23 protein-coding genes and 1 riboswitch are annotated in these 21,460 nt (G+C 42.0%); of the genes, 7 read left to right on the forward strand and 16 right to left on the reverse strand.

Annotated features, from left to right (window positions below; all coding sequences use genetic code 11):
* Nucleotide 1 precedes the first annotated feature (1 nt).
* The 5 genes from tnpA to BLQ81_RS20000 are packed head-to-tail and all read right to left on the reverse strand — an operon-like array spanning nt 2 to nt 3,062.
* Nucleotides 2-298, reverse strand: coding sequence for an IS66 family insertion sequence element accessory protein TnpA (gene tnpA / locus BLQ81_RS19980; protein WP_092734261.1), 297 nt, complete (start codon nt 296-298; stop codon nt 2-4).
* Between the two features lie 31 nt (nt 299-329).
* Entirely contained in the window at nt 330-644 is a 315-nt protein-coding gene (locus BLQ81_RS19985) for a Trm112 family protein (RefSeq protein ID WP_092734264.1), read from the reverse strand.
* A 2-nt stretch (nt 645-646) separates the two neighbouring features.
* Nucleotides 647-1,279 (reverse strand): thiamine phosphate synthase, encoded by a 633-nt coding sequence (locus BLQ81_RS19990; protein ID WP_245693324.1) that lies wholly within the window; start codon nt 1,277-1,279, stop codon nt 647-649.
* A 5-nt stretch (nt 1,280-1,284) separates the two neighbouring features.
* On the reverse strand, nt 1,285-2,340 hold the full coding sequence (locus BLQ81_RS19995) for an AIR synthase family protein (protein ID WP_092734270.1): 1,056 nt from the start codon (nt 2,338-2,340) through the stop codon (nt 1,285-1,287).
* Nucleotides 2,340-3,062: a class I SAM-dependent methyltransferase gene (locus tag BLQ81_RS20000; RefSeq protein WP_092734273.1), complete on the reverse strand. Its 723-nt coding sequence runs from the start codon at nt 3,060-3,062 to the stop codon at nt 2,340-2,342. The genes BLQ81_RS19995 and BLQ81_RS20000 overlap by 1 nt, the downstream gene beginning before the upstream one ends.
* A gap of 64 nt (nt 3,063-3,126) precedes the next feature.
* Nucleotides 3,127-3,222, reverse strand: a riboswitch (TPP riboswitch).
* Nucleotides 3,223-3,657: 435 nt separating this feature from the next.
* On the opposite strand from BLQ81_RS20000, the gene BLQ81_RS20005 reads away from it, so the two are divergent.
* The 3 genes from BLQ81_RS20005 to BLQ81_RS20015 are packed head-to-tail and all read left to right on the forward strand — an operon-like array spanning nt 3,658 to nt 4,544.
* Nucleotides 3,658-4,083, forward strand: a complete 426-nt coding sequence (locus BLQ81_RS20005; protein WP_092734275.1) for a hypothetical protein — start codon at nt 3,658-3,660, stop codon at nt 4,081-4,083.
* Between the two features lie 9 nt (nt 4,084-4,092).
* The gene (locus BLQ81_RS20010) at nt 4,093-4,353 is read left to right on the forward strand and encodes a transposase (protein WP_092734279.1); all 261 of its coding nucleotides are present in this window, start codon (nt 4,093-4,095) and stop codon (nt 4,351-4,353) included.
* Between the two features lie 2 nt (nt 4,354-4,355).
* Nucleotides 4,356-4,544 (forward strand): hypothetical protein, encoded by a 189-nt coding sequence (locus BLQ81_RS20015; RefSeq protein WP_139183687.1) that lies wholly within the window; start codon nt 4,356-4,358, stop codon nt 4,542-4,544.
* A gap of 102 nt (nt 4,545-4,646) precedes the next feature.
* Here the strand turns inward: BLQ81_RS20015 and BLQ81_RS23210 are convergent, their stop codons facing one another.
* A complete protein-coding gene (locus tag BLQ81_RS23210; protein WP_092734285.1) occupies nt 4,647-4,781 on the reverse strand; it encodes an IS3 family transposase in 135 nt (44 codons plus the stop codon).
* 71 nt (nt 4,782-4,852) lie between these two features.
* Here BLQ81_RS23210 and BLQ81_RS20025 point away from each other — a divergent pair, with 71 nt between their 5' ends.
* The 3 genes from BLQ81_RS20025 to BLQ81_RS20035 all read left to right on the forward strand — a co-directional run bounded on the left by BLQ81_RS20025 (nt 4,853) and on the right by BLQ81_RS20035 (nt 8,708).
* Nucleotides 4,853-5,368: a transposase gene (locus tag BLQ81_RS20025; protein ID WP_262481066.1), complete on the forward strand. Its 516-nt coding sequence runs from the start codon at nt 4,853-4,855 to the stop codon at nt 5,366-5,368.
* Nucleotides 5,369-6,087: 719 nt separating this feature from the next.
* Nucleotides 6,088-6,660 (forward strand): Pycsar system effector family protein, encoded by a 573-nt coding sequence (locus BLQ81_RS20030; protein WP_092734291.1) that lies wholly within the window; start codon nt 6,088-6,090, stop codon nt 6,658-6,660.
* 116 nt (nt 6,661-6,776) lie between these two features.
* A complete protein-coding gene (locus BLQ81_RS20035) occupies nt 6,777-8,708 on the forward strand; it encodes a tetratricopeptide repeat-containing sensor histidine kinase (RefSeq protein ID WP_092734294.1) in 1,932 nt (643 codons plus the stop codon).
* Nucleotides 8,709-8,807: 99 nt separating this feature from the next.
* On the opposite strand, the gene BLQ81_RS20040 is transcribed toward BLQ81_RS20035, so the two are convergent.
* The 10 genes from BLQ81_RS20040 to BLQ81_RS20090 all read right to left on the reverse strand — a co-directional run bounded on the left by BLQ81_RS20040 (nt 8,808) and on the right by BLQ81_RS20090 (nt 19,607).
* Nucleotides 8,808-10,127 carry a polysaccharide deacetylase family protein gene (locus BLQ81_RS20040; RefSeq protein ID WP_092734297.1) on the reverse strand — a complete coding sequence of 440 codons (1,320 nt, stop codon included), beginning with the start codon at nt 10,125-10,127 and terminating at the stop codon, nt 8,808-8,810.
* Nucleotides 10,128-10,278: 151 nt separating this feature from the next.
* Entirely contained in the window at nt 10,279-10,974 is a 696-nt protein-coding gene (locus BLQ81_RS20045; protein ID WP_092734301.1) for an SIMPL domain-containing protein, read from the reverse strand.
* 157 nt (nt 10,975-11,131) lie between these two features.
* Nucleotides 11,132-11,518 (reverse strand): four helix bundle protein, encoded by a 387-nt coding sequence (locus BLQ81_RS20050; protein ID WP_092734304.1) that lies wholly within the window; start codon nt 11,516-11,518, stop codon nt 11,132-11,134.
* A 217-nt stretch (nt 11,519-11,735) separates the two neighbouring features.
* Entirely contained in the window at nt 11,736-12,704 is a 969-nt protein-coding gene (locus BLQ81_RS20055; RefSeq protein ID WP_092734342.1) for a Kelch repeat-containing protein, read from the reverse strand.
* A 609-nt stretch (nt 12,705-13,313) separates the two neighbouring features.
* On the reverse strand, nt 13,314-14,162 hold the full coding sequence (locus BLQ81_RS20065; RefSeq protein ID WP_092734310.1) for a prephenate dehydrogenase: 849 nt from the start codon (nt 14,160-14,162) through the stop codon (nt 13,314-13,316).
* 5 nt (nt 14,163-14,167) lie between these two features.
* Nucleotides 14,168-15,316: a pyridoxal phosphate-dependent aminotransferase gene (locus tag BLQ81_RS20070; protein WP_092734313.1), complete on the reverse strand. Its 1,149-nt coding sequence runs from the start codon at nt 15,314-15,316 to the stop codon at nt 14,168-14,170.
* Nucleotides 15,313-16,137, reverse strand: coding sequence for a prephenate dehydratase (locus tag BLQ81_RS20075; protein ID WP_217636694.1), 825 nt, complete (start codon nt 16,135-16,137; stop codon nt 15,313-15,315). The genes BLQ81_RS20070 and BLQ81_RS20075 overlap by 4 nt, the downstream gene beginning before the upstream one ends.
* Complete coding sequence (locus tag BLQ81_RS20080) at nt 16,134-17,366, reverse strand: 3-phosphoshikimate 1-carboxyvinyltransferase (RefSeq protein WP_092734316.1); 1,233 nt, start codon at nt 17,364-17,366, stop codon at nt 16,134-16,136. The genes BLQ81_RS20075 and BLQ81_RS20080 overlap by 4 nt, the downstream gene beginning before the upstream one ends.
* A gap of 27 nt (nt 17,367-17,393) precedes the next feature.
* Nucleotides 17,394-18,428 carry a 3-dehydroquinate synthase gene (gene aroB, locus BLQ81_RS20085; RefSeq protein WP_092734319.1) on the reverse strand — a complete coding sequence of 345 codons (1,035 nt, stop codon included), beginning with the start codon at nt 18,426-18,428 and terminating at the stop codon, nt 17,394-17,396.
* A gap of 81 nt (nt 18,429-18,509) precedes the next feature.
* Nucleotides 18,510-19,607: a chorismate mutase gene (locus tag BLQ81_RS20090; RefSeq protein WP_092734322.1), complete on the reverse strand. Its 1,098-nt coding sequence runs from the start codon at nt 19,605-19,607 to the stop codon at nt 18,510-18,512.
* A 585-nt stretch (nt 19,608-20,192) separates the two neighbouring features.
* Between BLQ81_RS20090 and BLQ81_RS20095 the strand changes: the two genes are divergently transcribed.
* Nucleotides 20,193-21,371, forward strand: a complete 1,179-nt coding sequence (locus BLQ81_RS20095) for a proline dehydrogenase family protein (protein ID WP_092734325.1) — start codon at nt 20,193-20,195, stop codon at nt 21,369-21,371.
* Nucleotides 21,372-21,460 lie beyond the last annotated feature (89 nt).

Raw genomic sequence — 21,460 nt, forward strand, 5'->3', positions numbered from 1 at the left:
ATCAGAACAACAAAGCCTTGATCCGATCGGGATCCAAGGGTCCAAGAAGCTCCACACTGATTCCGCTTGGATAGTTGATCTTGGCCACTGCTAGCTGAGCAGTAGCCTCAGCCAATTCGATTCTGGTAAATCCAGTGGAGGTATCCTGGGAATCGGTTTTGGTTTCAAACTTTTTGCACCAAGAATAAAAACTCACTTTTGAAATCCCCTCTCGATCCGCAAAAGCAGCTTTACTCAATCCTGATCGCTGCCATCTGTAAAACAGCTCATAGTAGGTTTCAATACTTGTCTTTTTCATCCCGCAACTTTAGCTCATAAAGCAAAGCACATCAAGATGTAGTTCCTCGGAGGGATACGTTTAATTCTTCATTGGGTTTAGAATCTACAAGTCGAAAATTTTCAAAGGTCTGTCCTTTTAGATGTTTCTGCCATCTTTCTAGCAAGGGTTGTTCAAATTTAAACTCACGGTATTCGTCCGGGCTCATAATTGGTATGCCCTTTACTATGGGATATAATCGTTTGCAGTTATTACAAACTAAAAACCCTTCCAGAATATTTCCGCCTATGTCATTTGTAATTTCTGTAAGCTTAAGATCTGCTTTATCAAATGGACAGCAAAGTTTATTTATTGTTTTAGTGTTCATGTTTATATACTATTTAATTGTTCCTGATAATTTTTTATTGATTCATCGGGCTTGTCTGTACTCATAATACCTGATACTACAGCAATTCCGGCATAGTTAAGTTCTTTTAATTGGTCTATGTTTTCTGGCTTAATACCACCAGCTAAAAAGATCGGTAAAGAATAGCGCTTTGAGGCCTGGTGTATGGTACTTAAATTCACAAGTTCGCAACTGTTAGCCGTATTTGACGGAAAGATAGAACAGAAGGAAATATAATCGAGGTTGTTCTCACTTGCCCATTCTACTAAAGTTAAATCATTAGTACAGGTAAGCCCACTTAGGAATGGTTTATTGATATTTTCTTTAATAGCAGCATAATTTTCGGGAATTTTATCAAAATGAACACCATCCAATAAGGAGTTATTTAGCAGCTCCCATTTATTGTTTATTAATACCGGGATATGTTTAGCATGGCATAATTCGCAGATTTTTCTGATGAGTTCAGTTATATTTTGCTTGTCTTTAAAATTATCCCAAATCTGTATTGCCAAAAGTTTTTCTTTTAAGCAGAGCGTCAATTTATTAAGCAGAGTAACTTCATCCATTGCTGGGTCTATGACTAAATAAATGCCAGAGCCTATTTTTCTATTTGCCATATTGATCATTTCCATCCTGAATGAAGTGCTTTAAAGTAGGCTGCCCAGTAAGGGTCATTTTCATTATAGATTACAGTACTTTCTTTTTCATTGGTAATAAGATGAATGCCTTTATGTTTTTCAACTAGTTCACCAACTGCAGTACAGGTAATTTTTTCTTTTGCTAAACGATTGATAACAGTACTTACAGCTGCGTGTTTACACGTGATGATCATAGAACCAGCACCAATACAGTTCCGGGGATCTAAAGAAAACAAACTGCAAACGTCATTTTGTAACTGGCCAATGGGTAGCTTGTCATTATAAATAAATGCACCATTGCCTGATGCCGTTGCTATTTCATAAATAGCACCCATAACACCTCCTTCGGTTACATCGTGCATGGCTGTTATGTCTTTGTGTTCGTGATTTTTCCCAACAGCGGCAAGAGCATCTTCAAGAGAAGAGGTATTATAAAAAGTGGCACATGCTTGTTGGTGTTTTTCTGTTCCCAGTTTATTTTTAACGGTTTCAGGAAAACACATTGCTAGAATTGCAGTTGTGGAGATAGCGCAGGATTTAGTCACTAAAATAACATCGCCTGGCTTTGCATATTTTGAAACCAGTAGGTTATTTTTAGGTGCGATGCTGATAAGAGTACCACCGCCTGCTATGGTCGAATTTTGTCCTTCAATAAAACCAGTATGCCCGCCAGTAATCGCAATTCCAATTTTAGAACAAAAGCGGTGAATGTAGTCCCAATAAATTTGAAAATCTGATTTTGAAAAACCTGCCGGTAAATTTAAAACAAATTGTCCGTACATAGGCGCGTAGCCCGTTGTTGCCATATCGTTTGCCATCAATTGAACAGATAGCCAGGCTGATTCTTCCAGCCCAAGGCTTGGAATAAGTGTTAGCGGATCGCTGGTTAAAGCCATTGCCATTTCTCCGGTCAAATCTACAATGGAAACATCTACACCAAATTCAGGACCGATCCTTACTTCATTTCTATGAGAGCCACATTTATTGCTGATAAATTGCCCGAATAGATGCTGATCTATTTTTCCAAGTTTATCCCTCATTATTTTACGTCATTTAGGGTGATGTACAAGCCAAAAAAATCACCCAAGGGTAAATTCCACTGCTGAACAGGAAACCATTCTGGAAGCCCGGTACAAGTCCACTCAATGGAATAGTCTCTTCCTTTCAATGCCTCGTCTATAATTTTGGAAATTTTTGCCGGTGTATAAAAAGTGGCAGTCAAATAGAATGGATTCATGCCGAACACTTCTTGTACTCTCCTTCTCACTACCTTTGTAGAATTTCTGTTCATCATTCCCATGGCAATACCATATTTTCCAACACGTGCGGCTTCACGAATTACTTGCACTGGGTTTTTATAATATTCAAAAGTGGTAATGAACGCCAGTGAATCAAAGCTGTGGTCTTTAAAAGGCATTTGGTGTGAATCTGCCATTACCAGGTCGCCTTCAAATAATTGCACTGCCTGAGAAAGCATAAGAGGCGAAATATCTCCGCCAGTGGCTTCTATACCTATTTCTTTCCACCAACGTGTAAAGCGTGTAGTACCACAGCCAAACTCCAGTAATGTTTTAACACGTTTGTCTTTTGAAACTAATTGTTCCATCACTTTTTTCTGCCAGATTTCTGCACGCTTGTATCTTCCTTCGTACCATTGTTCGTAGGTATCGGTATGTTCACGATTAAAAAACCATTCCGGGCGGTTTTGCCAATTTTGGTCATTTTGAGGAATAAGTTCTGAGTTTGGTTTTTCTATTTCCATTTTAGTAGTGTTTTAAAACAAAAGCTCCATTCTTTGGAATAGCCAATGAATGGAGCCTAAAATGAAATATCTTAGCTGGCATCCCTACGTTGGCATTATCCAAATCAGGTTCCGGGTATTATCTCAGCTTGGTTTTCACCAGGCACCCCGTGCTTTTGTGTCGGTAAATATACGATTAAAATATTATAACGTCCGACTAGTTTAACTTAGGCATATTTCGGTACTCAAGTGTCTCCTAGGGTTGCTGCTAACGTCAGACTGTCTAAAAAACCCTTTAAAATTTCACTAGAAACAGGAACTATCCCTATGGGATTTTTAGGGTGTTTTTTGTATCCTTTTATATGAAATTTATCCAAGGAACTGACTGAACTCAGCTCGCTCTTTTTCCCGCCTGCCTGGATGATTCCCTTGATTTTGATAATGAAACCCGCCTGATCGATCTGTTTGTCAATTCCCTTGACTTAAAAACTTTGGGATTTGAGATGGACTTTATCGACAATGGTCGCCCCGCTTACCATCCCGGCGACCTGCTCAGGCTATCATCTGTGGGTACCTCAACAAGGCCAACTATGAATCCCTTCATGAAAAGCTGGACATGAGTGATCAGGAGCAGCTCTTCACTTCCGATCCGGACAGTCGGCAGATGATCATCCGAAACAACATCACCGAAGTCGCCTATAACATCCAGTCCACCACCAATGCCAAGCATCATATTCCTATTGACTTCAAAGTAACCAATAACAACGATTCCAAGGCCATGGGAAATATGATCCAACGGTCCAAATCCATCCTGGGTACCAATCAGTTTACCGCTCTGTTTGAGAAAGGCTTTCATATCGGCAGCGAAATTAAAACAACCATTGAACTCGGCGTAGAGTCCATCGTGGCCATTCCTGCTGTCAGCGGTTCAAGCATGGCACCCGACCCGGCCTACAACGTGTCGGAATTCAACTTCAATTCAAAAACCCGAACTTACACCTGTCCTCAGGGATCAGTGCTGTCCACCAACGGAACCTGGTAAAACAAAGACCTGGGAGGTTCTTCCCGTAAAAATGCAAGGCCAATCCGTGTGCAACACTTCAAGACTAAAGACTGTAAAGGATGCCCTGTACTGAACCGCTGCACAAAAAACACCAAAGGAAGAGGAAGAGTACTAGAGCGAACAGAACATCAGGACTACATTGACATCAACCGAAAGAATGTCGGGGAAAAAGAACAACTCTACAAACGGAGGCAGGCCATCATCGAACACAACTACGGGACGATGAAGCAGCAGTGTAGAATCCGATGATCTTGACCACCAAAAAAGGAATGGATCGGGCCAGTTCCGATGTAGGATTAATCTTCACCGTCTACAAACTGCGCAGAATCTTTAACCTGGTGAGGCCGGAAATGCTCAAGGAATACCTGCGGGCCATTTTGTGCCGGATTTTGGCTATTTCGGATCTGGATTTGCTACAAAAAACTGGACAATATTTTTAAGCTTGTTTTTGATTTGGTCTAATGCCGCCTGCTCCGGGGCTACTCAACTAATCAGGGGGATTTTTTTCTAAATCCCCCTGATTAGTTCGAGTTCTGTTTTCTTTAAGCGGCCTTTGTTTTTGTTTTTTCTCCGAACTGCTCTGGAGTGAGGTAATTCAGGTAGGAATGTTTTCTTTTTTTGTTGTACCAGATTTCGATGAACTCAAAGATCTCGATTTGGGTTTGCCCGCTAGTCAATACTGGAAGCTAGTAAATCAGCTCTGATTTAATGATCTTAAAGAAGTTTTCTGCCACTGCATTATCTTTTTATTCGGGATATGGGATATTGTACACTTTCGTTTTTCTCCAAGGTTTGCAAATCACAAGCTTTTTTTCTCAATCGGTTGACTCCACAGGTAAACATCTGTTCCGATCAGCACGCCAAAGATCCGGTCGACATCAACTCTTTGCTTAAAAAGCTCAAGAAGGATAGGTTGGAATTGATGGAAGTAGCTGTATTTCCGGGTAAAAAGGAAAGGATTCCTGCCCGACTTGTGGTTTCGCTAGCCGATGAGACTACCTATGAGAAAAGACTTCGAAAAACCTCAAAACAAGCAAAGTCTACAGGGAATAAGGTTTCTGATAAGTTTAAAGTAAGGGCCAGATTGAATATGATCGTCACTAATGTTCCCCCTGAGATTCTGAAAGGAAAAGACATCAGGAAAGTATATTCTTTACGGTGGCAAATAGAATTGATTTTCAAAAACTGGAAATCGCTGGTTACCATTGACGAGTTTAACACCAAAAAATCCATCGGTTTGAATGCCAGCTTTATGGAAAATTGATCTGGATTATTCTTAATCTGACCATTTTCAACTGGTCAAAAAAACAAGTATTACAAAAGAACAACGTGTTATGCAGTATATGGAAATCCTTCAGGATGATCCAAAACATATCGGATCATCTAATCAATGCTTTGAAAAATCACAAAGAACTGCTTGACTTTTAAATCAACTCAAAGGATTTGCTCCCAGTAATTTATACCTTGAAAAAAAGAAGGGTAAACTATCTTAAAAGAGATACTTATGACATTAACCTGACGGCTATGGCCGCAGGCAGGGGCAAATCCTCCCACCGCGCCCTTCCGATCGATGTTATGTTTACGCAGGTTAAATCAAACGTGGTTTTACATTTATTGACTTACTTGGTGTGCAAAACCCTGTCATTTCCATTTTGTATGTTCGCAGAATATTTAAGACTCAGTATGACAGGAGTCGAAGCCAGTATTCAGTCACAGTAGGCAGAAAGTAAAGTCAGAAATATAAATTCAGAAATCTGAAAAAATGAAAGGCAGTCCTAGTGATTGCCTTCTTTTCTTAAAAAAGCTTACAGTTGGCTCAGATTGTCACAGATGCAATTAATCTGTGGTTTTCGGGGCCAACTGTGAATAAACCTAAGTATCGTCTTAACCCTAAAGACTAGACACTCTTCCATAGAAAAACTACCTAATACTTGATACTCGGTATGAAATATTCCTTAATTTCAATGAAAATACCCCCGACCCATGGAAGAACCAATTTTGGAGAAAAAAAAGGATAAGGATAAAACTGAACGCGAAAGGCAGACTTTTTATCGCGTCACTTTCAAAAACAACTGCAATCTCCTTCAAATCGCGGACAACAAGGCGAATATTATCATCAGCATTAATGCCTTGGTGATTTCATCTACAATTGCGATCCTGGGCTATGGTTCCATGTCTCAATTGATCGAAATAAATTCTCCGCTGACTATCATCCCTATTTTGGTGTTCTTGGGAATTATCCTCACTTCCACCATGCTTGCCGTTCAGGCTGCCAAACCGTCAATTATCGGGAAAGCAAAAAATCAAGAGGTAAAACCTAAATCCAGCCTCATGTTTTTTGGAGAAAGTGCCAAATACACCATGGAAGATTACTTGGAAGAAACCCGAAAAATGCTCTTGGAAAAAGAGTCCATTCAGGATCATATGTCAGTTTCACTTTATTACCAAGGCAAAGTGCTGGATCGTAAATACAAATTAATCCGAAATGCGTATGAAGTATTTGTGCTTGGATTGGCTGTTGGGATTGTCATTTTTATCGCTGTCTTGATGTTTTGAGTTGTGCATTTACAACTCAACCGCAAAAAAAAATCATTTTTCGATTTAAACGGTATGTGGAATAAAGTTGAATAGCTGCATATTTACCTATCACCTATTTAATCTAATTCTTCAGCATGTTAGTTCTTTTTTTTGTCCTTTGGACCACTTTTCAATCACCACAGGCTTTTCCTGATAGTATACAAAATCTGGTTTCCAAAACCGAAAACGATTCGCTAAAGGCCGTTCTTTTTTATGACCTTGGTAAGCATTATTATGGCATTGATCAGGATACAGCCATTTTTTTTGCCAAAAGCGCTATCCGGTTTGCCGAAAAGCTTGGCTTGGAGAAGATTAAAGGAAACGCACTCAACATCATGGGCGTGGCCCAACTGATCAGGTCAGATTACGAAGATGCCTTGAAAACGCACCTTCAGGCACTCAAAATCCGCGAAGCCTTGAAAGATTCTACAGGGATGCTGGAGTCTAATCTAAACATCGGAAATGTCTATTACCGAAATGGGGAAATGGCTAAAGCCGCCGAAATGTACCAAAAAGCCTTAGTATATGGTTTGGCGATCAAGAACCTTCGGGGCCAGTCTTTGATTTATAACAATCTCGGGAATTATCATAAAGACCGGTGGACACAAAATCAAGATCAAAAAGACCTTGACCTTGCGCTGAGTTACCTCCAAAAGTCCCTTCAAATCAAAGAAGAACTGAAGGATAGTCATGGCTTAGTGAATACACTTACTCAGTTGGCAGAACTGAATATGAGTGACCGGGGAAAAGCGAGTGGGTATCTTTTAAGAGCCTTGGATATTGCGGAAGCCAATCAGGATGTTGAAAATAAAATCAACGTGCTGAATGAGCTTTCCAACTACTTTTTGCAAGGGAAAGACTACGCCAAAGTGAAAGAATATGCGCTCAAATCCTATCAATTAGCCAAAGATGCCAGTTCGCATTTTTACATTTCCACCACTGCAGAATATTTGGTAGCGGCTGCTTTGGGACAAAATGACTATAAAGCCGCTTACGAATATTTGGTTGTGAAGAAAGCTTCAGATGAAGCCCTTTTTAATGATAATCGCCAAAAAGTGCGAGAGGAGCTCCTGATTCAATATGAAACAGAAAGGAAAGAACTTGAAAATCAGCAGCTAATTCAGGATCAGGAATACCTTGACCTTTCTCTTCGAAGAAGAAATGAATTATTGATAGGTTCGGGATTACTTCTAATTGCTTTTGGGACTTTGTTTTGGTTCCAGAAAAAAAACCATCTAAAACTTAAAAACGCGCACGTACAACTTGAAAATGCCCATGTCCTGGCAAAGGAACAAAACAGACGAATTCAATCTCAAGCTGACCACTGGAATGAAACCAATCAAGCTTTAACCAAAGCCAACCAATTTCGGGATAAAATATTTTCGGTCATTTCACATGATCTCCGTGCTCCTTTTTCCTCATTGCATAGCATTATTCAGCTTTGGGACAAAAAGTTGCTTTCTCAAGACGAATTGCAAGAAGTCATGCCCTTGATAGCAAGGGATACGCATTCACTTTCTCAAATGCTCAACAACTTGCTAATCTGGTCCCGGGAGCAAATGGGAGTGGAGGAAGTCCAGCTCAGCACATTCAAGCTTGGAGAATTGGTGAATGAAAATGTGGAGCTCTTGATTTCTCAAATAAATCTAAAGAACCTTGATTTCTCACATGAAAACCAAACTGAACTTGAAGTCCATTCAGACAGGGAAAGGCTAAGTTTCATTGTGCGAAATATTCTGATGAATGCCATTAAATTTTCTCCCGAAAGGGGGAAAATCAGGGTGGATTACCCGAATGGGAGTGAAATTAGAATCACTGATTCCGGACAAGGAATAGAACCTGAAATTCTATCCAAGCTGTTTTCGGACCGTGTAAATTCCCAAAAAGGAACAGCAGGAGAATCGGGTACAGGAATAGGCCTGATGCTGAGTAAGGAGTTTGCTGACAGCCTTGGTGCTGAAATCTTGGTCGAAAGTGAAGTTGGGGTAGGGACGAGTTTTAGAGTTCTATTGAAGCAGAAGACCTAGGCCATTAGCTTAGAAAAAATAAGAGGATGTAAGGGTGCACCCTTACATCCTCCTTTTAGCACCAATATCAAACTGTAATGAGAAGGTTTTCAAGCTTTTTTAAGATCCTTTTTTTAAAGAAACTTTTGCGCTCCCTGGCCTTACCTCATAAATCACATAGCTTCCTTTTTTGTCGGTTTGTACTTCAAGGTTAGCGTTACCTTGGCTTTGTGCCAGTTGTACCGTAGTCCAACCAGCCGGAACATAGGTTTTCAGGGTCAATGGGACAGCATAGGTCTCAGGATCCAGACTTGAAGATAGCTCAACGGTGATTGCATTTTTGCTTACTACTGTGCTTACCTGTGTAGCCTTTCGCTCTCGAAGGTATTTGGTCACATCGCGGAAAGTAGCAATCCACAAATTTGGCTCATTTGCCTTCATATAGGAGAAATACTCCACCAATTCAGATCTGGTTTTTGGTTCCCAGCCCAGATTTTCGATTCCGTGAAAAACGAGCACCAGCCAGTTGTTGTCATGAGACATGGTGGTGTCTACCCAAGCTTTCATCTGAGTGATGTCGATGCGAGTCACCGGCCCACGTTGCCATTGTACATATTCTTTGGTGGATTCTCCCGGCGTCATTTTGCTGCCACGGTTGATTTCTTCCAGCCAATCTTCGGGCATTCTATTGCGAAGCGAAGGATAGACTTTATGCGCAAATTCCATTACCCGTTCGTTTTCTGTTCCATAAGGCCCCTCTGCGCTGAAGGTGGATTCAGCGCCAATAAATTTGAGCAAGTCAGCTTTGCTTTGCTCCAGTTCATAAAGCATGTTAACCTCATCCAAAGCTGCCAATCGGGGATGAGTGACGGTGTGGGAAGCAATCTCATGACCTTGGGCCGAGTAGGATCTGTACTGCTCCCAAGTAGTGGTATCTTCGGCATTGTTGTGAAAAACGACATCATTGGTGTTTTTCATTGTGCCTCTTCGGATTTTGGCGTAGCCTTCGTCGATCAACGCATGTGCCTCGGCTACTTTCCCCTGCTCAAAAAGCGAACCTGCGCGTGCATGATAGTCTTCAGCCTCGCTGCTACCGGTGAAGGCAATCAAAGAGGCCCGCTCGAAAAAGTTGGTGGAATCAGTTTTGATCCTTGCGGTCTCGGAGATGATTTCCTTTGGGTCTCGTCCGATGAATTTTCCTTTGCCCGAACCTTCCACTTTTCCCGTGATGATATAAAAAGTAGCAGGTAGCCCAAGGCTATCCATGATGGGTTTGGCAATGGTGAATTGGTTTACAATGCCATCATCGTAGGTGACGGAGATGGCTCCTTTTTTATTTCCTTGGAATTTGGTGATTTCTGTTTGACCGACGATCGGATCAGTTTGAGTACAGGCTAAGCTGATGAGACTAAGAAGAAGGAAGTAAAAGATAGATTTCATTTAGGATTGGATGATAAAGGCCACTAAGTTGCTGAAAAAGTGCTAGAAGCTAAAAACCGCTGATCAAGTTTTCATTGGTAAAGGGTAACAGAAAAAAGAAAAACCCGGCTATTTTGCCAGGCTTTTTGATTACTGTAAACTTAGCGATTGTTCAATAGGTATACTTCACATAAACCCGCTTGGTGAGCGTCTGATTGTCAGTTTCAACTAGCATATCGGCTGATTCTGCCATCGCTACTTTTGCATTCATGCTGTACATCGGCTGAGGCCTGTAATTAGGCTCCATTGTCACGCTGAATACCCTCAGTCCTCGGATAGACAGTGTGGTTCCGATCAGCATGGCCCGCGCTTCAGCGTCTTTCAATGCATCTGTCAAAAGTGCATTTTCAAGCGACTTTCGAGTAGTCTCAGCAATTCCAAAATGAAGATTGTAACTCATGTCTCCGGAGTTTTGGATTGCACTGACGATTTTTTGCAAATCCTCATTGGTTACCGATGTGACAATTCTCAGGCTTTGTCGGGCCACGTAACCGTCGTCTCTGCTAGTACCGCCTTGATAGACGCGATTCACATCGACGGAGTAATTATCAGCCACCAGTTTATAATCTCTGATTTTTGCCTTTTTCAATGCATCCGACAGTGCTTGGGTTTTCTTGTTCAAAGCATTTACTGCATCAGGGACTTTAAAAGCTTTTTCTTCCAGATTTATGGAAAAAACCGCTTCATCGGGGGCAATTTTGCGCTCAGCATATCCTTCCACTTCGATCAGTGGGACTTGTTGGATTTGTTGCGCAAAAAGGGGTGAGGCTATCGCAAAGGCCAAGAATAAAATCAGGATTCGTTTCATAGTTTTATGAGTTTTCAGTGCTGTATAGACAAAAGACGAACCAGAAATGAAAGAGCTACAGGATTAGTGAATACTTGATCTGAATTTGGAAAAATTAACATTTCGGATTTCGGAAATGGGATTTCGGATTGTTCCCTTCACATTTTAAAGTCCCTGCCTAAGTATTTGATTTATTAATTGGATTTCTGGAAGATTTTTGATTTTCCTTTGAAGTCTTAATTGTTGCTATAAAAATAGAAAGTAGCTCATTGCATTCTTTCCAAATCGGATCTATAACCGAAGCTTCACCCAAGCCTGAATCTTTAATTAATTCCAGCCAATAAAGTGTTTCGTCCGCTTCTTCTTCAACGATTCCAAGTTTTGACAAAAATTCAGCCTTTGATCTTGCCCGAAGTGCAGCTCTATAATTTGCTCCAATCGATGTCGAAGACCTGATTATTTGATTGCAAATTGGAAAAGTTGCGTTCTTCCGAGCTAGCCCTTCAGTCATTTCTATCACGCTCAAAGCAAAAACCTTACATCTCAATTTTAGCTGCTCTTTCATAGTATTGGACTAAAGATTTAATAAAATTTATCAAGATTAATTTAATAAAATCCTGGAAATTCTTAATCACTTAAAATTCGCCAATTCAAAATATCCCAAATCAAAAATTTCACAGCCTCAAACTAAAATCTGACATCCAATCCGACATCCCAAATCCGACATCCGAAATCCGACATCCCAAATCCGACATCCGAAATCCGACATCCGAAATCCGCAATCACTTCCTCCACTCAATCACTTCCATTGTATTGATCTCCGGGCCACCGCCTCGATTGGCCGAACCTGCATGCACGTAGATTTTTCCACCCAAGAATGCCACACCGGTCCCATGTCTTCCCTGAGTCAAATTAGGTAATTTGCTCCAAGTGTGTGTTCGGGTATCCAATACCTCGACCTCTGCATGGGCCGGAGTTTGGGCTTGACTTTCGCCGTTGATAATTACCAAATATGGTCCGATCCCGAGATTCGAATTACCGGCTCTGGGAGTGGGGATTTCTGTTTCGATGGTAGTCCAGGTAGATGTTTTGAAGTCGTAATAATCGATTTCATTGTTAGTCAGCTCCAATACTTTCCCGATTTTGGCATAGGACGTTCTGCCTCCGGCAAGATATAGTCGATCCCCGACCAATGCCGCACTCACATGGTCACGGGCTCTGGGAGCACTTGGAAGTGATTTCCATTCGCCTGTTTTCGGATCCAATTCGTCAAACCAGCGGACAAACCCATCGAAGTGTCCATCCTGAATTCCGCAGACCATGTAGATTTTGTCATTTCTGACAAAAACTCCTGCCGAACCACGCATTCTGTTTTCAGGAAGTTTTGGGCCATCTCTCCAGGTTTTGGTTTTGGGGTTGAAAATCAAAATAGTTGGAATTGGGGTTTCATGAGGATATTTTCCTGTCAATGCGCCAACAACCCAAATTTCACTTTTATAAGAAACAGCCTGAAAATGGTGGATTTCCATCGGTGCATCTGCCAGCTTGGTCCAGGAATTGGTTTTGGGATCATATTCATCCACAGGCCGTTCTCCACGACCGCCAAGGGCGTAAAGTTTACCATCACATTCCACAAAGGAACTCTCGTGACGGGAAGTGGCCTCGGTCTTGGGTTGGATGGTGGTCCAGGATTCTTGGGAAAATGCTCCGAATGAAAACAGGAGGAAAAAGGAGAGCAGAATAGGTTTCATAGGTGGGTTGATTTTGGTTGCATAGATATTCTTAGTGCAAGTTAGGAAGGAAGTTAAGGCTTTTCGGGATTTATTTTTCCCGCGGATCGGCGCAGAAAAATTCGCTGAATAGCGCAGATTTTTTTCTTTGAGTATCAAATTTTCCTTTTGTCGTTATTGGAATTGTCGCCTAAGTGAGTGTCATCACTCACTTTTATTCTTTTTTTTGAAAAGCCGTGAGACACTCACAATAGCAGGATGTGCAAAGTAAACAGGAGAAAATCCTCGACCATCTGCGAATTTTTCAGCGGGAGATCAGCGGGAAATGGACACAAATGCAAAACCACGAATTGCTTCGTGGTTCTCAATTAAATCTCAAATTTCAAATCTCGAATTTCAAATCATTTTGTCGCCTAAGTGAGTGTCATCACTCACTTTTATTCTTTTTTTTGAAAAGCCGTGAGACACTCACGATGGTAGAATTTGCAAAGTAAACATGAGAAAATCCGCGACCATCCCCGACTTTTTCAGCGTTAGATCTGCGGGAAATGGACACAAAAGAAAAACCATGAATCTCTTCGTGGTCTTAAATCCGAAATCCGAAATCCGAATTCTGAAATCCGAAATCAACTACTTTCCTAACTCCAAAATATCCCGAATCTTATTGATTTCAGCCATTTCCTCAAAAAGGCCTTTGCTGTCGTCATTTGCGATTTTGTCTCGGAATGCACTCAAGTTGGAAATATACCCATCTAAAGCACTGAGGATATTCTCCTTATTTTCCGTGAAAATCGGAGCCCACATCGCAGGACTGGATTTTGCCAATCGAACTGTCGATGCAAAACCCGAACCTGCCATATCGAAAATGTTTTTCTCATCTGCCATTTTTTGAAGAACAGTTTCTCCAAGCATAAATGAAGAAATATGTGACAAATGAGAGACAAAAGCCAAATGCCTGTCATGCTCCTCAGGATCCATGAATCGCAACTTCACATTAAGCGCATCAAACAATTGATAAGCCTTTTCTTTGAGATGCAAATCGGTTTTTTCCAGTTCGCAGATGATCAATACTTTTCTGTTTAAAAGATCTGCCATTGCGGCTTTTGGGCCTGAATATTCCGTTCCGGCGATCGGGTGGGCGGCGAGGTATTGCTTTCTCTTGGGATGATCAGACATCATTGCACATAGCTTAGATTTGGTCGAACCCACATCAAAAACCAAGGTGTTTTCACCGACTTGATTCAGGGTGTCAATCAGGATTTTTCCCAAGGTATCGGCTGGAGTAGCCAAAATTACCAAATCAGTATCTTTATCAGGGGTTTCTTTGGCTTCGGTAATGATTCCTAAAGTGAGTGCATCTTTGAGGTTCTGAGGATTGGAATCAGTACCTGTGATGATTAGTTCGGGGAATTTCAGTCTTGCACCAAGACCAAAGGAACCTCCCAAAAGTCCAAGCCCGATGATGTGTATTTTTTTCATTTTCGTTATGATTTTATGCGATTGATAGCTTCCAGTATTTTGAATTCAGGCATGCAAAGCGAAATTCGAACGTATCCTTCGCCTGCAGGTCCAAAGACTCTTCCCGGTGTGATGAAGATATTTTTTTCGTAAAGCAGGTAGTCCACCAACTCATCGGCAGATTTCCCTTCCGGCACTTTGCACCAGACAAACAATCCGCTTGTGTCTTTAGGATAGGTCAAATTTAAAAGATCACCCATTTTCCAAACCAGTTTTCGTCGGTTTTGATACTGTTCGTCGAGATCAGAAAACCAGTTTTTTCCCAAGCTCAAGGCGGCAACAGCACCTTTTTGAAGGCCGAGAAACATTCCCGAATCCATGTTTGATTTAATTTTGAGGACAGCTTCGATCCAGTCTGCCCTTCCGCAAAGCATGCCGATTCTCCAGCCGGGCATATTGAAAGTTTTGCTGAGGGAGTTCAGTTCCAGTGCCACTTTCTCGGCTCCGGGAATGGCCAAAATACTTAGGGGTTCCGGATTAAGAATGTGACTGTATGGATTGTCATGAAGGATAACGATGTCATGCTTCTCTGCAAATGCCACCAATTCCCGTAAAATTTCTTTGCTTCCTGTCGCTCCGGTGGGCATGTGGGGATAATTGATCCACATGATTTTGACACGGCTGAGGTCCAGTTTTTCAAGCGCTTCAAGATTTGGTTTTCCTTTTTTCGCCAAGTCCATGCTGTAAAAAAGAGGTTCAGCCCCAAGCAGCCTGGTGACTGATGTGTAGGTTGGGTAACCTAGATCAGGGATCAAGACCTGATCACCGGGATTGAGAAAAGCCATGCTGAGATGCATGATGCCTTCTTTTGAGCCCATCAGGGGAAGAATTTCCTTGGTGGGATTTAATGTAACTCGATATTCTCTGGCGTAAAACTCCGCCATGGCAATCCGTAGCTCCGGGATCCCCTGATAATTTTGGTAACCATGAGCCCTCGGATGTTCGACAGTACTTTTCAGCGCATCAATGACCATTCGGTCCGGAGCCAAATCGGGGCTTCCAATCCCCAAATTGATCACTGGTTTCCCTTCAGCTATTAATTGATTTACCTCTCTCAGTTTGGCTGAAAAATAGTATTCCTGAACTGTTTCTACTCGATCTGAAAATCCCTTCATGCCTTTCTGCCTAGATATTCTCCGAAAATTTTCACTCCTCCAAAATCCTGTTTAATCAGTTGCATTGCTTCTTTGAATTGTAGGTAATCTTTAAATTCCGCATCGATAAAAAAGGCATATTCCCAGGGTTTTTCGATCACTGGGATAGATTGTATTTTGCTTAAATCGAGCCCTTTTTCAGCGATCATAGTCAATAATTTAGCCAAGCCGCCTATTTGATTTCGGATGGTTACTTTGAAAGATGCTTTGTTCGGAATTGTTTCAGAGATGCCGTTTTCTTTTTGCAAAATGATGAAACGGGTGAAGTTATCTTTGATGGCTTGGATATCTCTGGTCAGAATTTCCAAACCATAAATTTCGGCCGCAATTTCACTCGCAATGGCTGCGGTGCCGGTGAGTTTCTCCTCTGCAATTCGCTTGGCAACTGAAGCTGTATCCACATCATCAAACTGCTGAATATGAGGATTCTGGGCCAAAAAAGTTCTGCATTGCAAAAGTGCCATGGGGTGTGAGCGGACTTCCCGAATATCCGCGATTTTTTGACCGGGGAGGGCCATAAACTGATGCGCAATCGGCAGATAAAACTCATCCCGGATACTCAATTCGTAGCGGTCAATCAGATCATAATTGGGGAGTATGGCTCCGGCAATGGAATTTTCGATGGCCATCACGCCAAAATCAGCTTCGCCTAAGGCGACACTTTTGGCGACGGGCTCAAAGGTATTGAATGCCAGAATCTCAGCTTCAGGACCGAAATTAATTAAGGCAACCTGATGATGAAAGGAACCCGGGATGCCCTGAATAGCTATTTTCAAACTCATGACTCAATATGTTTTTCCATGGAAATGGCCAGCAGTTCGCAATGCTTCCAGAAACTTGGGTAAGATTTGTTGACTACTTCAGGATCTTCAATCAATACAGCTGTTTTGGTCAAAAGTGGCATAAAAGCCATCGCCATTCGGTGATCGTCGTAGGTGTGAATCTGAACTTTGCGAGGCATCGTGACAGACGGAATCACCTGGTAAACTTCCGGTTCGATTTCTTTCAAATCCGCATTGAACTTGGCCAGTTCCTGCTGTAAGGCATAGATTCGGTCAGTCTCCTTGATTTTCAAACTTTCCAAACCTGTGAAAATTGCATTCTGACCAAGAATTGCACAAGTCACTGCAACCGTCTGGGCAAGATCAGGACAATGGGTAAAATCCCATTTTTTCAGTCCTTTCACCGCTTGTTTTTTGAGTAAAACGCCGCCTTTTTCAAATGTGCTTTTGATTCCGAGATGATCCATGATCTCGACGATCTTGGAGTCTCCCTGCAGGCTGTTTTCTTTCAATCCTTCCAAAAAAAGCGCTCCCGAATCTGCACAGGCCAATAAGCTAAACCAATAGCTCGCGCCTGACCAGTCACTTTCGACTGCATAAGTTGTGGGCTGATAGACTTGGTGAGGAACCTTTATTCTGTTTTCTTCCCAGGTGTACTTGATCCCGAATTGGGTCATCAGGTCGAGGGTCATTTCAATGTAAGTCCGACTTCCTACTTTTCCTTCCAACTCGATTTCCAATCCTTGGGGCAAAATAGGGGCGATCATCAGCATGGCTGAAATATATTGACTGGATACGTCCCCGCGAATTTTGACTTTATCCGATTTTTGTTTGGGAAGTCCATGGATTGCCAATGGAGGATAACCTTCGATGTTTAAATAGTGGATTTCTGCACCAACAGTACGCAGGGCATCTACTAGAATTCCAATCGGCCGCTCGCACATCCGCGCGGTTCCGGTCATGACTTTTTTCTGATTGGTAACCGCCGCAAATGCTGTCAAAAACCGCATCGTCGTTCCTGCGTCCAGTACATCAAAAACCGGAGGATTTTTCTCCAACAAGCGGATCATCGTCTGCGTATCGCGAGCTTCGGCCAGATTAGTCAGTTTATTTTCACCTTCGGTCAGCGCATCGATCACCAGAGCGCGATTGGATTCACTTTTGGAGGAGGGAAGCGGTATTCTGGAAGGGGTAAATTCGCTTTTTTGGTTTAGGCGAAGGATAGTCATGGTTTGAGTAGTCAAGGCTCAGGCCGTTTAAAGATTATGATAATAGATGATTGCTTCCCTGATTTCATCACGATTGACGGGGATATTGTAGGCGCAATCACCGATCGAATTTAGGAGGGAAAAAAGCAAGGAGCTTCCTTCGTTTTTCTTGTCTTGCAGGCAAAGATCCAGGATTGGATTTAGCTCATTTACTGAAAATTCGACCTTCCCATAGATCTGAATCATTATTTTGGTCAATTGATCCAGTTCATCAAAACTGAAGGCGTTTTTTTCAAAGGAAAGAAATCCTTCGCAGATCATCCCAAGGGCAATCGCCTCACCGTGCAAAAGATGATTTTTGGTATCCAAAAAGTAGGATTCGAAGGCATGCCCGATGGTGTGCCCGAAATTCAGGATTTTTCGCAAACCTGCTTCTTTTGGATCAGCTTCCACTACGGCTTTTTTGATTCCTACGGAATGAATGATCAGACTTTCCCAATCTTGGAATTCCCAATTAGTTGTTTTCAGTTTGTTGAAATAAGACTTATCCCGAATCAGTCCGTGCTTCAAAATTTCAGCATAACCGGATCGAAGTTCTGCTAGGGGCAAAGTCTTCAAAAATTCAGGGGCAATGATGACCGTTTCCGGTTCATTGAATACTCCCAAGTGGTTTTTGAGTCCATTGAAGTCCACCCCCAGTTTGCCACCCACACTTGCGTCAACTTGCGAAAGTAGGGTAGTAGGCATATTTAAAAAGCGAATTCCGCGCTTGTATAAGCTGGCGCAAAACCCTCCCATATCCGTGATCACACCACCACCTAGGTTTAGCATCAAGGCTTTTCGGTCCAGTGCAGCATCGGTCATTTGAGACCAAATTTCAGTACAGGTTTCAAGGTTTTTTTGAACTTCGCCCGACCGAACACTGATGAAAATTGTGTCTTTAGGCAAGAATGAGCTCACGATTGGCAAACACAGAGATTGAGTATTTTGATCAGTTAAGACAGCCAATTTTGAAAAGGACAACTGAGTTAAAACTCTTGAAAGCGCTTGTTTTGCTTCAGCGGTGAAAATGATGGAATCCACGGTTTGACCTGATTTGTTGGAATTCTAAAGGTAAAGAAAGCAGTCTCCAAGAGAGGCTGCCTTCCAGGTTTGAGTGCAGATTTATTTTTTAATTGGCTCAGCCTCGCGCAATTGTTTTTCCTGGCGCTTTACGGATTCCTCATGAATGCAATACAGCAATTCTTTCATGAATTTTTCACTCAGGTGTTTGGCGACACCTTTTCTGGTGCGACTTTCCATCACTTCTTTCCAGCGATCAGACTGGAAAACAGTCAAATGATGCTCACGCTTATGCGCTCCGATTTGATCGATGGCTGCAAATCTTTCCTGAAGAATGTCCAACAATTGATCATCCATGTGATCGACAGCACGACGAAGATCTTGAAGCTTTTCATCCGGCTTCATATTTTCCAGTGGCGTTTTGAAGTCAACGGAACTGATCATTTCTTTCAATCTTGCAGGAGTCACTTGCTGTTTGGCATCTGACCATGCTTTGTCAGGATCATGGTGGGTCTCAATCATCAGACCATCCAGCCCAAAATTCATCGCACTTTGAGCAACTTCCAACAAACCGTCTCTGCGTCCTACGATGTGGGAAGGATCGTTGATTACTTCCATTCCTGTCCACTCACGCTTCAGATGAATGGGCATAGACCAATTTGGCTTGTTTCTATAACGCTTATCGTATTCATCTGAGAAACCACGGTGAATGGCTGCAAGTTTATCGATGCCGACTGCATACATTCTTTCCAATGCGCCCATCCAAAGTTCCAAATCCGGATTCATCGGGTTTTTGATCATCACAGGAATGTCTACTCCACGAAGTACTTCGGCAATTTCCTGAACTGCAAAAGGATTGACCGTTGTTCTGGCACCAATCCAGAGCACATCAACTTTGTGCTTAAGAGCCAGTTCGGCGTGTGAAGCGTTTCCAACTTCAACAGTGATGGGAATATTCAGGTGGTGACGGACAATTTCCATCCACTTCAAACCTTCCTCGCCGACACCTTCAAATGACCCCGGCCTGGTTCTTGGTTTCCAAATTCCTGCACGGAAAAGATGAGGAACCACATTGGCTTCCTTCATCTCTTTACAGATTTGCCCGATTTGTTCCGGAGTTTCGGCAGAGCAAGGACCTGCGATGATCAGTGGGGCGGTTAATCCCATTCCCCAGTCTTTAATTTGTTTGTGCGGCTTCATAGATTTGAGCGGTTTAAATGAAAAAAGCCCGACTCTTTCGAATCGGGCTTTTGTGTGTTTTATTTTCTTTTAGTTTTTGGCTAGCATATACACGGCTCCGATTCGATTTTGGCTTCGAAAGTAAAAGTAAAAGAAGGTAAAATAGATCGCTGCTGTGATTAACATGTTTCAAAAGTAAAAGGCTCAAATTTAAAAACAAAATTATTTTTTCGCCCTTTAGTTAGGTTTTAAGTAAATCTTGGTCGTTTTCTTTGATTTTTCTCTAAATGAGCGATGATTTTTAGGCTAAACAGTATTTTGTTTCTTTTTTGGATCAAAAAAATAAATAATCATTTGTAAAAATAATTTTCAACTTCTTTCTATTCCATCCTTGATTGTTTAGTAAAAGGAAAATTGGTTTTGAGTTTTCGTTGGATGGTTACTCATAAATAATTTTCTGGAGTTAGAGGTTACATCTTTAAATGGATTGTACAGATTCTTTGATTTATGATTCAATTCATCATGACTATTCTGCAGTTCAAATACCCGAACAAAAGCCCTTTTGGAGAGGTTTTTTTGATATCTTTGCCACCTTATTTGAGTGATATGCCTGTCATACCCAAAGTCTCTTTTGAAAATCTGGAAGTAGCCTTTGCTTCTAAAAGTACCACAGAACTCAGGAAAATGTACCTGATCTTTGCCACACTCAACAATAATCTGATCTCAGACTTGGGTATTGGCCTGGCAAACCTAGCTTTCAAGCTCAAGTTTCCTGTCAAAGGAATCATGAAAAAAACCATGTTTGGTCATTTTTGCGGTGGCGAAACCATCGCCGAGAGTGTAAAAGCCTGTAAGCACCTTGCCAAATTTGGAGTTCATTCCATTTTGGACTTGTCAGTAGAGGGTAAAGGAGATGAGGCGAGTTTTGATGCTACCTCTGCTGAGATTTATCAGACTTTGGTTGAATCCTCGAAGACGGATTACATGCCCTTTGGGGTTTTTAAGACGACTGGTTTGGGGGATTATCATTTGATGATTAAAATCCAAAACCGTGAACCGCTTACCGGTGAAGAGCAAGTAGCAGTTAACCGAATGAAAGGCAGAGTGGATCACCTTTGCAAAACTGCCCATGATTTGGGATTGAAAATCCTGGTGGACGCAGAGGAAAGTTGGTTCCAAAATGTAATTGATGACTTGGCCTATGAGGCCATGGAAAAATATAACAAAGAGCGCTGTGTGGTCTACAATACCTATCAGATGTACCGCCACGACTCCTTGGATCGCCTGAAAAAGGCCGCTGAACTTGCCGCCTCTAAAGGATATTTGCTTGGTGCAAAGCCGGTGCGCGGAGCCTATATGGAAAAAGAGCGCGAGCGTGCATCAGAAATGGGCTATCCTGACCCAATTCAACCGAATAAGGAAGCCAGCGATAGGGATTACGATGCCGCCATTAAGTTTTGTGTGGAAAATGGGATTTCCCTGGTCTGTGCTACGCATAATGAAAAAAGTAACTTGGAGCTTACCGAACTTATGAACCTTCATGGAATTGATCCTAATTCGGATCGGGTTTTCTTTTCTCAGCTTTATGGAATGAGTGATAACATTTCTTTCAATTTAGCGAAGGGAGGCTATCGAGTGGTTAAGTATGTGCCATACGGTCCTGTAGAAAAAGTAATGCCATACCTGACTCGCCGGGCCTCGGAAAACACCTCCATTGCAGGTCAAAGCAGTAGAGAGTTTGAGTTGATCAAGCGGGAATTGAAGCGGAGGAAGGGGTTGAAGTAGGAAGTCGCAGTAGGCAGGTTGGGTGGAGTCGAAGCCTTAGTGGTGAAGAGTTAATAGTGAAAAGTTAGTGGTAGAAGGTTGTTGGGTTC

The sequence above is a fragment of the Algoriphagus alkaliphilus genome, from assembly GCF_900103735.1.
Lineage (GTDB): Bacteria > Bacteroidota > Bacteroidia > Cytophagales > Cyclobacteriaceae > Algoriphagus > Algoriphagus alkaliphilus.

What these genes read in the sequence shown, in the direction of transcription:
- BLQ81_RS20075 (WP_217636694.1), bottom strand. Translation starts at nt 16,137, where the DNA reads ATGAGTTTGAAAATAGCTATTCAGGGCATCCCGGGTTCCTTTCATCAT.
- tnpA (WP_092734261.1), bottom strand. Translation starts at nt 298, where the DNA reads ATGAAAAAGACAAGTATTGAAACCTACTATGAGCTGTTTTACAGATGG.
- BLQ81_RS20090 (WP_092734322.1), bottom strand. Translation starts at nt 19,607, where the DNA reads ATGAAGCCGCACAAACAAATTAAAGACTGGGGAATGGGATTAACCGCC.
- BLQ81_RS20055 (WP_092734342.1), bottom strand. Translation starts at nt 12,704, where the DNA reads ATGAAACCTATTCTGCTCTCCTTTTTCCTCCTGTTTTCATTCGGAGCA.
- BLQ81_RS20045 (WP_092734301.1), bottom strand. Translation starts at nt 10,974, where the DNA reads ATGAAACGAATCCTGATTTTATTCTTGGCCTTTGCGATAGCCTCACCC.
- BLQ81_RS19985 (WP_092734264.1), bottom strand. Translation starts at nt 644, where the DNA reads ATGAACACTAAAACAATAAATAAACTTTGCTGTCCATTTGATAAAGCA.
- BLQ81_RS20040 (WP_092734297.1), bottom strand. Translation starts at nt 10,127, where the DNA reads ATGAAATCTATCTTTTACTTCCTTCTTCTTAGTCTCATCAGCTTAGCC.
- BLQ81_RS19990 (WP_245693324.1), bottom strand. Translation starts at nt 1,279, where the DNA reads ATGGCAAATAGAAAAATAGGCTCTGGCATTTATTTAGTCATAGACCCA.
- BLQ81_RS20070 (WP_092734313.1), bottom strand. Translation starts at nt 15,316, where the DNA reads ATGAAGGGATTTTCAGATCGAGTAGAAACAGTTCAGGAATACTATTTT.
- BLQ81_RS20030 (WP_092734291.1), top strand. Translation starts at nt 6,088, where the DNA reads ATGGAAGAACCAATTTTGGAGAAAAAAAAGGATAAGGATAAAACTGAA.
- BLQ81_RS20065 (WP_092734310.1), bottom strand. Translation starts at nt 14,162, where the DNA reads ATGAAAAAAATACACATCATCGGGCTTGGACTTTTGGGAGGTTCCTTT.
- BLQ81_RS19995 (WP_092734270.1), bottom strand. Translation starts at nt 2,340, where the DNA reads ATGAGGGATAAACTTGGAAAAATAGATCAGCATCTATTCGGGCAATTT.
- BLQ81_RS20000 (WP_092734273.1), bottom strand. Translation starts at nt 3,062, where the DNA reads ATGGAAATAGAAAAACCAAACTCAGAACTTATTCCTCAAAATGACCAA.
- BLQ81_RS20035 (WP_092734294.1), top strand. Translation starts at nt 6,777, where the DNA reads ATGTTAGTTCTTTTTTTTGTCCTTTGGACCACTTTTCAATCACCACAG.
- BLQ81_RS20050 (WP_092734304.1), bottom strand. Translation starts at nt 11,518, where the DNA reads ATGAAAGAGCAGCTAAAATTGAGATGTAAGGTTTTTGCTTTGAGCGTG.
- BLQ81_RS20080 (WP_092734316.1), bottom strand. Translation starts at nt 17,366, where the DNA reads ATGACTATCCTTCGCCTAAACCAAAAAAGCGAATTTACCCCTTCCAGA.
- BLQ81_RS20005 (WP_092734275.1), top strand. Translation starts at nt 3,658, where the DNA reads ATGAGTGATCAGGAGCAGCTCTTCACTTCCGATCCGGACAGTCGGCAG.
- BLQ81_RS20095 (WP_092734325.1), top strand. Translation starts at nt 20,193, where the DNA reads ATGCCTGTCATACCCAAAGTCTCTTTTGAAAATCTGGAAGTAGCCTTT.